At 51.1% G+C, this 13573-nt stretch carries 11 protein-coding genes and 1 riboswitch; all 11 genes read left to right on the forward strand.

Annotated features, from left to right (window positions below):
- Positions 1-196 precede the first annotated feature (196 nt).
- Complete coding sequence (locus Q6A92_RS16905; protein ID WP_274401342.1) at positions 197-2029, forward strand: APC family permease; 1833 nt, start codon at positions 197-199, stop codon at positions 2027-2029.
- Between the two features lie 148 nt (positions 2030-2177).
- Positions 2178-3194: an efflux RND transporter periplasmic adaptor subunit gene (locus tag Q6A92_RS16910; protein ID WP_332238803.1), complete on the forward strand. Its 1017-nt coding sequence runs from the start codon at positions 2178-2180 to the stop codon at positions 3192-3194.
- The gene (locus Q6A92_RS16915; protein ID WP_274401340.1) at positions 3191-3880 is read left to right on the forward strand and encodes an ABC transporter ATP-binding protein; all 690 of its coding nucleotides are present in this window, start codon (positions 3191-3193) and stop codon (positions 3878-3880) included. Before Q6A92_RS16910 ends, Q6A92_RS16915 begins: the two co-directional genes overlap by 4 nt.
- Positions 3877-5040 carry an ABC transporter permease gene (locus Q6A92_RS16920; protein ID WP_332238804.1) on the forward strand — a complete coding sequence of 388 codons (1164 nt, stop codon included), beginning with the start codon at positions 3877-3879 and terminating at the stop codon, positions 5038-5040. The genes Q6A92_RS16915 and Q6A92_RS16920 overlap by 4 nt, the downstream gene beginning before the upstream one ends.
- Before the next feature lie 188 nt (positions 5041-5228).
- Positions 5229-5900 carry a response regulator transcription factor gene (locus Q6A92_RS16925; RefSeq protein WP_274401338.1) on the forward strand — a complete coding sequence of 224 codons (672 nt, stop codon included), beginning with the start codon at positions 5229-5231 and terminating at the stop codon, positions 5898-5900.
- Positions 5901-5913: 13 nt separating this feature from the next.
- The gene (locus tag Q6A92_RS16930; RefSeq protein ID WP_274401337.1) at positions 5914-7236 is read left to right on the forward strand and encodes a sensor histidine kinase; all 1323 of its coding nucleotides are present in this window, start codon (positions 5914-5916) and stop codon (positions 7234-7236) included.
- Positions 7220-7753 carry a peptide-methionine (S)-S-oxide reductase MsrA gene (gene msrA / locus Q6A92_RS16935; RefSeq protein ID WP_332238805.1) on the forward strand — a complete coding sequence of 178 codons (534 nt, stop codon included), beginning with the start codon at positions 7220-7222 and terminating at the stop codon, positions 7751-7753. The genes Q6A92_RS16930 and msrA overlap by 17 nt, the downstream gene beginning before the upstream one ends.
- A 135-nt stretch (positions 7754-7888) precedes the next feature.
- Positions 7889-8004, forward strand: a riboswitch (SAM riboswitch).
- A gap of 105 nt (positions 8005-8109) precedes the next feature.
- Entirely contained in the window at positions 8110-9231 is a 1122-nt protein-coding gene (locus Q6A92_RS16940) for a methionine biosynthesis PLP-dependent protein (protein WP_274401335.1), read from the forward strand.
- Complete coding sequence (metC, locus tag Q6A92_RS16945; protein ID WP_332238806.1) at positions 9224-10411, forward strand: cystathionine beta-lyase; 1188 nt, start codon at positions 9224-9226, stop codon at positions 10409-10411. Before Q6A92_RS16940 ends, metC begins: the two co-directional genes overlap by 8 nt.
- On the forward strand, positions 10411-12294 hold the full coding sequence (locus tag Q6A92_RS16950; RefSeq protein ID WP_332238807.1) for a bifunctional homocysteine S-methyltransferase/methylenetetrahydrofolate reductase: 1884 nt from the start codon (positions 10411-10413) through the stop codon (positions 12292-12294). The genes metC and Q6A92_RS16950 overlap by 1 nt, the downstream gene beginning before the upstream one ends.
- Before the next feature lie 80 nt (positions 12295-12374).
- Positions 12375-12680 carry a Dabb family protein gene (locus tag Q6A92_RS16955; protein ID WP_332238808.1) on the forward strand — a complete coding sequence of 102 codons (306 nt, stop codon included), beginning with the start codon at positions 12375-12377 and terminating at the stop codon, positions 12678-12680.
- The last annotated feature ends 893 nt before the right edge of the window (positions 12681-13573 follow it).

Consider the following 13573-nt stretch of genomic DNA (forward strand, 5'->3'; position numbering starts at 1 on the left):
ATGACTATTGATCCTATTAACTTTCAGGAGCAAGTGAAAAGATTTTTTGATTCTCAAATACATATACATACAAAAAATGACAGGCTTTCGGGCGAAATCGGAAATTTTCCGCTTTGAGCCTTTTCTTTTTGGACTTCAGCCGTCCGGAAGCAATCATCGGTTCATGTCTATCAGAATGTATGAAGGTGATGATGTAATGTTTGCGAAAATGAAAAGAATACTGATTGGCCGGCCGCTCAAATCAAATGAAATCCACAGTCAGAAGCTGAATAAACTGAAGGCTCTGGCTGTTTTATCGTCCGATGCGCTCTCATCGGTTGCCTACGGGCCTGAGCAGATTCTGATTGTGCTTGTCATGGCGGGCGCTGCCGCGTTATGGTATGCGCTGCCGATTTCACTTGGAGTGCTCGTCCTTCTGACTGCGCTGATCCTGTCCTATCGCCAGATTATTTTTGCCTATCCTCAGGGCGGCGGAGCGTATATGGTATCAAAGGAAAATCTTGGCGTGAATTTCGGCCTGATAGCCGGGGGATCGCTGCTGGTCGATTATGTTCTGACGGTCGCCGTCAGTGTTTCAGCGGGGACGGATGCGATCACTTCCGCATTCCCGGCGCTCCGGGCCTATAACGTAACGGTCGCTGTTGCGATTGTTGTGATGATTACGATTCTGAACCTGCGCGGATTGACCGATTCGGCCACTCTGCTTTCTTATCCCGTCTATTTCTTTGTCATGATGATGGTTCTTGTTATTGGCGCAGGCATTTTCGGCGCTCTGACCGGGCATACGGCGCCGGTTCATCCCCACACGGCCATCGGCACACCGGTTGCGGGAGTCGGTCTCTTTCTGCTGCTGCGCGCCTTTTCATCCGGATGTTCTGCATTGACCGGTGTTGAAGCGATTTCAAATGCCATCCCGGGTTTCAAGGATCCTGCTCCGAAAAATGCTGCGAAAACATTACTGATGATGGGCGGAATACTGGCTTCCCTTCTCGCGGGGACGGTTTTTCTGTCTTATTGGTACGGCATCCGGCCGATGAGCGACCAAACCGTACTGTCCCAGCTTGGAAGGATTATTTTCGGCAGCAGCTTTTTCTATTATCTGATTCAGATATCAACAGCACTTATTTTGGTTCTTGCAGCCAATACGGGATATTCTGCTTTTCCTATGCTTGCTTATAACCTGGCCAACGATAAGTACATGCCTCGTCCGTTTAAAATCAGGGGCGACCGTCTCGGTTACTCGAACGGCATTATCACGCTCGGGGTCATGTCGATTCTGCTCATTATCATTTTCAGAGGGAAAACTGAAAATCTGATTCCGCTTTATGCAGTCGGTGTCTTTATTCCGTTTTCGCTTTCTCAGACGGGGATGATTGTGCACTGGATCCGCGAACGGCCCGAGGGCTGGACGGGCAGGTTGTCCGTCAATCTGACAGGCGCCCTGATCTGCTACCTGATCCTGCTCATTTTTTTCCTGACCAAGTTTAGTCAAATCTGGCCTGTGTTAATCTTTCTGCCTATCGTCATCTTCATTTTTCATAAGATACATCAGCATTATATGCTGGTCGCCGAACAGCTCCGCCTGGATCTGTCGGTTCCGCTTCGGTCGGTACGCACGACGGATAACATCATTGTCGTTCCGGTTGCGGGAATAACCAAAGTTGTCGAACAATCGCTGACCTATGCAAAGTCGCTGTCCGAAAACGTGATTGCCGTCTATGTCGGGGACAGTCCGCAGGCTATTTCAAAGATGGAAAAAGAGTGGAAAGAATGGAAAGCGGATATTCGTCTGGTAACTCTGCATTCACTTTATCGAAGTATCGTCAGTCCGCTTGATAAATTTATCGACACGGTAAAATGGAAAGCGGATCAGACGGGTGCAACGGTGACGGTTGTTTTTCCTCAGTTCTATACCAAGAAATGGTGGCAGAATTTCCTTCATAACCAGTCCGGAACGCTGATTAAAGCAAGTCTGATCCGCCATGCGGATGTGGTCGTCGCCACTGTTCCCTACCATTTCAAAAAATAATCGACCGGCCGCTTCAGACAAACCGCTTGCTGTGACGGCAAGCGGTTATTTTCTTTTGGCCTCATTAAGCAATTCTTAAGAAAATACTCCTAAACTAGCAACAGAAGATTTTTCAATCATTTGATATAAATGAGGGGGAACAGCAGGCATGAAGAAGGGCTGGCTGATTGTCATTGCAGTGATTATTGTCGTCGGAGGGGGAGCATTCTGGTTCCTGAACAGGAACAGCACGGCCAAGGCACAGGTGATTATCCCGACGACGGTCGTTCAGAAAGGTTCGATTTCATCAGATGTTACAGGATCGGGGGATTTAACGCCTGCGGTCGATGAGAACATCGTGATCGGTTCGGGCGATGCCTCTAAAACGGTGTCTTCTGTGAATGTCGCGAACAACGCAACGGTCAAAAAAGGAACTGCGCTGATCACTTACACCGACGGCACGACGCTGACCGCACCTGCTGACGGAACCATCTCCAATCTGAGCCTGTATGCCGGAGACCGGGTTAGTCCGGGAAGGGCTGCTGCTCATCTGACGAATTACAGCGACCTGAATATGGTTGCCCAGATCGATGAGCTGGATATTCCGAAACTAAAGGACGGACAAGCCGTGACAGTGACCGTCAACGCCTACCCGAATCAGAAATTCACAGGGACAGTCACATCGATTGCCAACGCCGGAACGGATACGAATGGCGTGGCGACCTTTAATGTAACGATCCATATGAATCAGTCATCGGGACTGAAAGCGGGAATGACGGCAACGGCGGACGTAGTTATTCAGAAAAAAGACAACACGCTCTATATTTCTTCAGGAGCGGTCCATCAGCAGGGAGGCCAGTCCTTTGTTTATGTATCGTCGTCATCTTCCGGCGGCAGCACTTCCGCTGGTTCATACGGCGGCCGCATGAGCGGTGTCGATCATCAGCTCGGCACGCGGGTGAATGTTACAACGGGTCTGCATAATGATCAGTCGATTGAAATCCTGTCGGGACTGCGGGCAGGCGAGGTTGTGCAGCTTCCGGCAATTACCAGAGCGGCGTCTGCCTCCACGACTACGACAGGAACAGGCGGACAGCTGTTCGGAGGCACAAACGGCGGCGGTTTCCGCAGCAGATTAAATGGCGGACAGGGGAACGGCAGTACCGGAGGAGGCAATCAGCAATGACCGAGACGATGATCTCCTTGAAAGAAATCGAGAAAACATACAAAATGGGGCAAAATACAGTTCATGCTTTGGACCATGTCAGTCTGTCGATTGAAGCGGGAGATTTTGTCTCTGTAGTCGGTCCTTCCGGGTCGGGGAAATCGACATTGATGAATACGATCGGCTGCCTCGATCATCCGGATTCCGGTGAATACGTACTTGACGGGAATCATGTCGACAGCCTGAAAGACTGGCAGCTGGCGGATATCCGCAACCGGAAAATCGGATTCATTTTTCAAAATTTCAATCTGCTCGGTAAACTGACTGCACTGGAAAATGTCGAACTGCCGCTGATCTATCGCGGAATAAAAGTGAAAGAAAGAAAAGAACGGGCCATGGCCAGCCTCGCGCAGGTCGGCATTAAAGAGCGCGCGGAACACCTTCCCAATCAGCTTTCGGGAGGTCAGCAGCAGCGCACTGCTATCGCCCGGGCGCTGGTCGGGCAGCCGTCCATTCTTCTGGCGGACGAGCCGACCGGTGCACTCGACAGCCGGACGAGCAAAGAAATTATCGATCTTCTGACGGCACTGAATGAAGAGGGACGCACCATTGTTTTAATCACGCATGATTTGCATGTTGCGAGGGAAGCAAAACGGACGGTCAGCATCCGCGACGGCAAACTGTATGAAGGTGAGCAAACTTTATGAATCTACTCACTTCAATCAGTATGGCGTTCCGTAATATACGCGCGAACAAAACCCGATCCTTTCTGACGATGCTGGGCATTATCATCGGCGTGTCGTCGGTCATCGTCCTCGTTTCCATCGGGCAGGGGTCAAGCAAGTCCGTAGCCGACAGTGTTAACAGTCTGGGAACCAATCTCATTACGGTGAACATCATGAATACGGATACGCCTTTTACCATGGATAATATCGGGCAGATTGAAAAAGTTTACGGTGTGAAGAGTGTTTCTCCCGTCCTGACGAGCCGTGTGACGGTACAAAAAGGGAGTACGTCGACTCAGGTCAGTCTGACGGGAACAAACGCCGGTTATTTGACAACCCGCCAGCTTTCGGTAGGCAGCGGACGTTTTATTTCAACACTTGACGATCAATATCGTCAAAAAGAGATTGTTCTCGGCAGCGAGGTTGCCCAGACATTATTCGCAAGCGGGTCGCCCGTCAATCAAAGCGTGCTGATTAACGGCAATCGTTATAACGTGATCGGCGTTCTGAATACGAAGGGCGGATCGATGGGACAGAGCAGCGATTCCTCGGTGTTCATTCCGTTTTCAACGGCGCAAAGGCTGCTGCAGACCACCCATATCACGCAGTTTTACGCCCAGGCCGACAATCAGCAGGATGTTAATATAGCGATGTCGGGGATTCAGAGAGCCATGGGGCAGGTTTACAGCAATTCGGATGATTATACAGTCATTAATCAGCAGGACATCATGAATACGATGGATTCCGTCACGCAGACGATGACCCTGCTCCTGGGAGGCATTGCCGGTATTTCGCTGCTTGTCGGCGGCATCGGCATCATGAACATTATGTTTGTATCCGTCACGGAGCGGACGAGGGAAATCGGCATTCGAAAAGCCATCGGTGCTAAAAGACGGGATATTCTTCTCCAGTTTCTGATCGAATCCACTGTTCTCAGCATGATCGGAGGGCTGTGCGGCGTGGCCGTCGGGCTTCTCGCAGGCCGGATCTACACAGCTGTAACCGGCGGACAGACGGTATTCTCGATAGCGATTATTCTGTTTGCCTTCCTGTTTTCAGCACTTATCGGCATTATTTTCGGCGTTTTTCCGGCGAACAAGGCGTCGAGATTAAGCCCGATCGAGGCCCTCCGTTTTGAATAAAAACAAAAAGAGAATCATGAGATTTTCAACACTGTTAAAACAGGATGACAATGTGTAAAATAAGTAGTGACTTCAGGAGAGATGACGCGGTCAGGACCCCGTTTCAATGGGGGTGCCCGGAAGAAGAAAATCAACATTTTTTTGAAAAGGCACACGGTCATCAGGCTTGAGAAGGAAGGCTGAATGAGATGAGACTGCTTGCGGTTGAGGATAATCTGTCGCTGCTTGAAGAGATTGTAAAACTTCTGTCGGATGAATACACGGTCGATTCGGCGGCAAATGGCGAAGACGCGCTGTACATGGCGGAACAGAATATATACGATGCTCTGGTTCTCGACGTCATGCTGCCCGAGATGGACGGTTTTGAAGTAACTAAACGGCTGCGTGACGAGAATATCATGACACCGGTCGTTTTTTTGACGGCCAGGGATGCCGTGGATGACCGTGTAAAAGGCCTGAATCTGGGCGGAGACGACTATATCGTCAAACCTTTTCAGAATCAGGAACTGAAAGCGAGGCTATCCGCCGTGCTTCGCCGGAGTTCGCCCATGACGCTGGATCAGACATTGTGCTATAAGGGCATTGTGATCGACGAAAAGCATAAACAGATAAAAGTTGACGGAGAAGTGCTGGCCTTTACGGTCAAGCAATATGAACTCTTAGAGTACCTGATTCGCAATGCCGACCAGATCCTGACACGCGAGCAAATCTTCGACAGAATCTGGGGCTTTGATTCGGAAACGACGGTCGGCATCGTTGAAGTTTATGTCCATCAGCTTCGTAAAAAACTGAAAAAATACGGTTATGACAAGGATATCCAGACGGTAAGAGGTATTGGGTATATGCTGTCGGATCAGTGAGCGGGCCCAGCCTATGTTCCGACAAACACTGATTAAACTGGCCGCTCTGAATTCGCTCATTTTATTTTGTCTGATCAGTCTGCTCGGAGGAACCATCTATATCTATGAGCGGACTGTGCTGTATCAGGGAAGCGATGAAATTTTGACCCATGCTTCCGGTGCGCTTGCTTCGTTCAACGGCGGTGCTCTGGTTACGCGTGATCCGAGATTGCGCGATCCGAGATTAAGTTTTGCCATTCTTAATCAGAATAATGAGGTTCTCTTCTCCGATAAAATGGATTCGTTGACGACAGATACGATGAAATCGTTTTTGACGAAAACGACGGATCAAATTGTTGAAAAAAGGGTAGCCGGCTATTATTTTCATGTCCTGGTCAACAAAATTTATGCGAATAAGACAACATTAACTGTTTATTTTATCATCAACGTCGATCCGGAACGCAATCTGCTGAATACACTGCTGTCCATTATTTGGGCCGGTCTGGGATTCGGAACCCTGCTTTCGGTCGTGCTCGGCTATGTTCTTGCACGGTGGGCGCTGCGGCCGATTCAAAATGCGTGGGATAAACAGAACCGGTTTGTCGCCGATGCTTCCCACGAATTGCGTACGCCTCTTTCCATTATCCAATTAAAGACGGAAGGGCTGCTCAGGCAGCCGAAGCGCTCTATTCAGGATACAGGCGAGGATATTGCTGTCATGCTTGACGAAATTCGGCGGCTGTCTAAGCTGGTCGGCAGTCTTCTGACGCTTGCGCGTTCCGATGCCAACCGTCTGGAAGTGAGCCTTGGACCGCTGGATTTGACGCTCATGCTGAAAAAGGTGACGGAACCGTTTGCCGAAATGGCTGATTTTGATGAGAAGACTTTTGAACTGAAGCTTGACAAGAAGCCGGTTATCATTAACGGCGATGAGCAGCGTATTCATCAGCTGCTTGTCATTCTATTGGACAATGCGATGAAATTTACGAATAAGGGCGGGAAGATTGCCGTCTCCTGCAGCCAGGATAATAAAACGGCGACGCTTAGCGTGTCGGACAGCGGAATCGGCATTTCCGAAAAAGATCTGCCTCATATTTTCGATCGATTTTTTCAGGCGGATGCTTCGCGGACGGATCGAAAAGGCACCGGGCTCGGACTGGCGATCGCTCAATGGATCGTTGAGAAGCATCGCGGCAGGATTGAGGCCGACAGCAGGCCGGGCAAGGGCACCGTTTTTACCGTACATCTGCCTCTTATAAAAAAGGAAGATAAGGTTCCGCAGCTGCTGAGAGCGGGAGAAAAAAGACGGAACAGCAATAAAAACGGGAAGGGGAAAGCCAATGAACAATCATCTTGAAGAAACGGCAACTTTTGCCGGCGGCTGCTTTTGGTGCATGGTCAAGCCGTTTGATACACTGCCGGGCATAGAAAAAGTTGTCTCCGGGTATACGGGAGGGCAGGTTGAGCATCCGACCTATGAACGGGTCAAATCGGGGACGACCGGCCACATGGAGGCCATTCAGGTTACCTTCGATCCGACTGTCTTTCCTTATGAGAAACTGCTTGATCTCTATTGGACGCAAATCGATCCGACCGATGCCGGCGGACAGTTTTTCGATCGCGGTTCCAATTATCGGACCGCCATTTTTTATCATAATGACGTGCAGAAAAAACTGGCACAGCAATCAAAGTCGGCGCTTGCTTCCAGCGGCCGTTTTACAAAGCCGATCGTGACGCGCATTCTTCCGGCCGCACCCTTCTATCCGGCCGAAGAGGAGCATCAGAAATTTTACAAAAAGCATCCGGACCGTTATGCGGCGGAGCGGAGCGAATCGGGCCGCGATGCTTTTATCAAAGAAAATTGGAACCGGTAAAAAATCTTTGTTTTCCCCGCAGGTGCGGCTCTTTTTCGAACAATAGCCTGCCTTCTTTCCGAAATAATGAAAAGGCCGCTTGAAAAAACAAAAAGAGTATTGTAAACTAGTCAACAACAATATCATAATAAAAGATTCTTATCAAGAGAAGCCGAGGGACTGGCCCGATGACGTTTCAGCAACCGTTGCCCGATGTGGCGACAAGGTGCTAATTCCAGCAAGCATATGCTTAGATGCTTGAGGGATAAGAAGAAAACTGCCAACCGGCCTTCTTCTTATCGAAGAAGGCTTTTTTTACGGAAATTTCAGGGCCGGCCAGGGCTTTTGGTCAAGAAAAGGAGAGGGGACGAATCACGATGACAGCTTACAAAACGGAGACAAAATTGACACAGATCGGCAACGGTTTTGACGAACTGGGCGCCGTCAACGCGCCTATTTATCTGTCAACTGCATATCGCCATGAAGGGATCGGCGTTTCAAAAGGGTACGACTATATCCGGACGGGGAACCCGACCCGATCGATTCTTGAGAAAGCGATCGCCTCGATTGAAGGCGGAGAAGAAGGCTTTGCCTGTAGTTCCGGCATGAGCGCGATTCAGCTGGTTTTTTCACTTTTCCAGTCGGGAGACCACATTATTGCCTCCAGAGATCTATACGGCGGAACATACCGCCTCTTCGAAATCTTCGCCAGACAATACCGCATTGAATTCACCTATTGGGACGGCACAGACTATGACGAACTGGCTTCTCTTGTAAAACCGCAGACGAAAGCCATCTTTATTGAAACGCCGACCAATCCCCTGATGCGGGAAGTGGATATATCCGAGGTTTCCTACATTGCCAAGAGAAGTCATCTGCTGCTGATTGTTGACAATACATTTTACACGCCCGTGCTTCAGAAACCGATTGAAGAAGGAGCCGATCTGGTCATTCACAGTGCAACCAAATATTTGGGCGGGCACAATGACGTGCTGGCCGGCCTGGTTGTTTCCAACTCCGCCAAGATTACCGAAAAGCTGAGGCTGTTCCATAATGCCTGCGGTCTTGTACTCGATCCCTTCGATTCGTGGCTGCTGATCCGCGGAATGAAAACTCTGGCACTGAGAATGAGGCAGCATGAAACGAATGCCAGGAGGATTGTCGATTACCTGAACAATCAGCTGCTTGTGACCCGGGTTCTTTATCCCGGCAGGGGCGGAATGGTCAGCTTCGAACTCAGCAAAGAAGCCTATGTCCAGCCTTTCCTCAAGGCACTGCACCTGATCACCTTTGCCGAAAGCCTCGGCGGTGTAGAAAGCCTGATCACTTATCCCGCCACACAGACACACGCGGACATTCCGGAAGCCGACCGCCTCAAGTACGGATTGTCCAACTCGCTGCTGCGCCTGTCGGCCGGAATCGAACATCCCGATGATCTGGTCGACGATCTCGATCAGGCTTTTCAGTCCTTGAAGAAGGATGTGGTGCTGCATGGCTGACACATTCGGTTTTGCCACAAGGCTGATTAAAGAAACAGTGGCAGTCGATCCGCAGACCGGGGCGGCCAATGTTCCCATTTATTTGTCGTCTACCTTTCATCAGAAAGATTTTGATCATTATGGAAAATATGACTACAGCCGTTCGGGCAATCCGACACGGGAGGCATTGGAAGAAGCAATAGCCGCACTGGAAGGGGGCGTGCGGGGGTTTGCCTTCGCATCCGGTATGGCAGCCATTTCTTCGGCTTTTCTGCTTCTCTCTGCGGGAGACCATGCAGTCGTCCCGAAAAATGTGTACGGGGGAACGTTCCGCATTCTTACCCAGGTATTGGGCAGACTGGGGATCAGCCATACGTTTGTCGATACAACCGACCTCGAAGAAGTCAAACGGGCGATCCGGCCGAATACGAAAGTTATCTATGTTGAGACACCGTCCAATCCGACACTCAGAGTGACGGATATCCGGACGATTTCCGAAATAGCAAGGGCGCACGGATGTCTTACCTTTGTGGATAATACCTTTATGACGCCCGTTTTCCAGCGTCCTCTGGAACTGGGTGCGGATCTCGTTCTGCACAGTGCGACCAAGTTTATTTCCGGGCACAGCGATGTCGTTGCGGGTCTGGCAGTTGCGGGCAGCGACGAACTTGCCGACAGACTGTATTTTTTACAAAATGCGATGGGTGCCATTCTCGGCGTCCAGGATTCATGGCTCTTGCTTCGGGGGCTGAAGACAATGGATGTCCGCATTCGCAAATCCGCACAGTCGGCGCGGATGATTGCCGAATTTCTACAGACACAGCCGGAAGTGCGCACGGTCTATTATCCCGGCCTGTCCGGCCATCCGGGCGCGGCACTGCAGGCCCGGCAGGCGGATTCCGGGGGTGCCGTCCTGTCTTTTGAACTGAAGGATGAAGCCTGTGCGCGGACATTTGTCGGTCATGCCAGCCTGCCGGTCTTTGCGGTCAGCCTCGGCGCCGTCGAGTCGATTTTATCCTATCCGCCGAAAATGTCACATGCGGAATTGTCCGAGGAGGAACGGATTAAAGCGGGAATCGGCAGCGGCCTGCTCCGGCTGTCGGTAGGACTGGAAGACGCCGAAGATCTGATCCGTGATTTTCAGGGCGCTCTCGGAGCGGTCCGGGAGAAAGAAAAACGGACAGTCAGGAGCGGAGAATGATGCGCCCGTCCATTCTTGATGAACTTCGGAAAAGAATTCTGATCGGCGACGGAGCCATGGGAACACTTTTATACTCTTACGGCATTGACCGATGTTTTGAGGAACTCAATGTATCCCATGCGGATGAGGTCAGGCACGTTCATGAAGCCTATGTCAATGCCGGTGCGGACGTTATTCAGACCAACACATACGGTGCAAACGCGATCAAGCTCGCCCGCTACGGACTGGAAAAGGAGGTCGTCCGTTTCAATCAGGCGGCCGCGGAAATCGCCAAAAGTGCGGCCCGGCCCGAGACCTATGTCTTCGGGACAATCGGCGGTATCCGCGGATTCCGGCAGCAGTCTCTGGAACTGAGCGAAATCACGCGGAGTTTCCAGGAGCAGGCGGACTGTCTGATTGAAAGCGGCGTGGACGGCCTGCTGCTTGAAACCTATTATGATTTCGATGAGCTGCGGGAGGTGCTGAAGCTTGCAAGAAAGGCGACGGATCGGCCGATCATTGCTCACGTATCCATGCAGGAACCCGGTATTCTGCTTAACGGCCTGCCTCTTTCCGACGCGCTGAAAGAGCTGGAGGCGCTCGGTGCGGACATCGTCGGAACCAATTGCCGCCTCGGCCCCTTCCACATGATACAGGCGCTCCGGGGGGTCCCGCTTCCGAAGCGGGCCTTCCTTTCCGCCTATCCGAACGGCAGTCTTCCCGCCTATCGGGACGGCAAATTGTATTATGAAACCGAACCGGCTTATTTCAGAAAGTATGCGGTCGACTTCCGCAATGAAGGTGTGCGGCTTCTCGGCGGCTGCTGCGGTACGACCCCGGTACAGATTGAAGCTTTTAAAAAAGGAATCGCCGAACTGGAGCCGCTTCAGGCCAAAAAAGTATCAAAGAAAATCCCGCCGATCGTTGTCGGCCGGGATGACAGCCATCCTGAAACGCCGCTTTATGAAAAGACCGCAAACGGCCGTTCGGTATTTGTCGAGCTTGATACGCCGCGGCATCTGAGTACGGCACATTTTTTCAGGGGGGTCCGGGCCATCGAGAAGGCCGGAGCCGATGCGATTACGATGGCGGATAATTCGCTTGCCTCGCCGCGGATCAGCAATACGGCTATCGCTCGTCTGATTAAAGAACGGTTTTCCATTCCGCCTCTCGTCCATCTGACATGCCGCGACCGCAACCTGATCGGCATCCAGTCTCACCTGATGGGGCTGGACGTGCTTGGTCTGCATGACTTGCTGGTGGTCACCGGCGATCCGACAAAAATCGGCGATTTCCCGGGGGCCACGTCGGTTTATGATCTTTCATCCATGCAGCTGATTGAGCTGGTCAAGAAATTTAACCGCGGCATTTCTTATTCCGGAAAAAACCTGAAACGCCCCGCCCACTTTCGCGTAGCCGCTGCTTTCAATCCGAACGTCCGCAATCTTGACCGCGCCGTACAGCGAATGCAGCGAAAGGCAGCATGCGGGGCGGACTATTTTATCTCCCAGCCGGTATTCGACAGACAGCGCATCATCGAAGTCAGCGAAGCGACTGCGGACGTGGCCGAACCGCTTTATATCGGCATCATGCCGCTGACCTCATCCCGCAATGCGGAGTTCCTGCATAATGAGGTGCCGGGCATTCGGCTGCCCGCCGATGTCCGCAGGCGGATGGCACAGGCAAAAGATCGGGAAGAATCGATTCAGGCGGGGCTGGAAATCGCAAAAGAACTGATCGATACCGCCATGAAACATTTTAAGGGCATTTATCTGATTACGCCGATGGGCCATTATGGCGCAACGGTCGAACTGATCAAATACATTAAGGAAAAGGAACGTCTTTTCAACCATGCGGCCGCCGTCCGGAAAGCGGCCGGCCATCCCTTTAAAACGGCGCCGTGAACTATTTTTGTTGCCGGCGTCCCGGTACGATGTGATAAAATGAACGGGACGGATCTATCTTATGAAAAGAGGTTCTGAAGATGATCGAACACATTGTTTTGTTTAAATTTTCCGATGAAACAACAGAAGAGCAAAAAGAGGAGGGAGCGCGGCGCCTCCGTCATTTGATCCATGAGCTGCCCGGAATTCTCGATATTCAGGCCGGTCAGAATTATTCAACACGCGGCAAGGGCTACTCGATGGCACTGACAGTCCGTTTCAGATCAAAGGCCGATCATGAACACTACACACCGTCACCGGAGCATCAGGCCATTGTTTCTTACCTTAAAGAAGCAGGACTGATCGATACATTGGCCGTTGATTTTGAGATTCCCGATCCGGAATGACACCCTGCGAAAATTAATACTGAAGCCGTCTGAATGATGCAGAATACAGCTCCCATTCAGACTTTTTTGTGTCCGCAGCTTGTCCGCGCACTCTTTTTAAATGTCAGACGGTGCCAACGACGAATAGGTGCAGCTTATAAAGGTTTAAAGACAAAGTGATGTCGTGCGGCAGCGCCAGCTGGTGTATAAATGGCAGGATTGAAGTGAAAATATGGAACGGATAGGCTTTTTTAGCCATGCTGATTCAGCCGGGTTCAGCTGGATTTTCGGAGCGGCAATCCGCTGATTGGGAGCGAGTTTTCGAGATTTCGGAGCGAGATATGGGCGATTGGGAGCAAGTAACGCCTCATTCGGTGCAACTGCAAAGTTTTGGAGCGACAATCCGCTGATTGGGAGCGAGTTTTCACGATTTTGGAGCGAGATTAGCCTGATTGGGAGCGAAATATGGGCGATTCGGAGCAAGTGATGCCTCATCCGGTGCAACTGCAAGATTTCGGAGCGACAATCCGCTGATTGGGAGCGAGATATGGGCGATTGGGAGCAGGTGATGCTTCATACGGAGCAGCTGCAGGATTTCGGAGCGACAATCCAATGATTGGGAGCGAGTTTAGCCCGATTGGGAGCGAGATATGGGCGATTGGGAGCAAGTGATGCTTCGTTTGGTGCAACTGCAAAGTTTCGGAGCGGCAATCCGCTGATTGGGAGCGAGTTTTCGAGATTTCGGAGCGAGATATGGGCGATTAGGAGCGAGTTTTCACGATTTCGGAGCAAGTTTAGCCTGATTGGGAGCGAGATATGGGCGATTGGGAGCAAGTAATGCCTCATTCGGTGCAACTGCAAAGTTTTGGAGCGGCAATCCGCTGATTGGGAGCGAGTTTTCGAGATTTCGGAGC

The sequence above is a fragment of the Sporolactobacillus sp. KGMB 08714 genome, from assembly GCF_036598985.1.
Taxonomy (GTDB): Bacteria; Bacillota; Bacilli; order Bacillales; family Sporolactobacillaceae; genus Sporolactobacillus.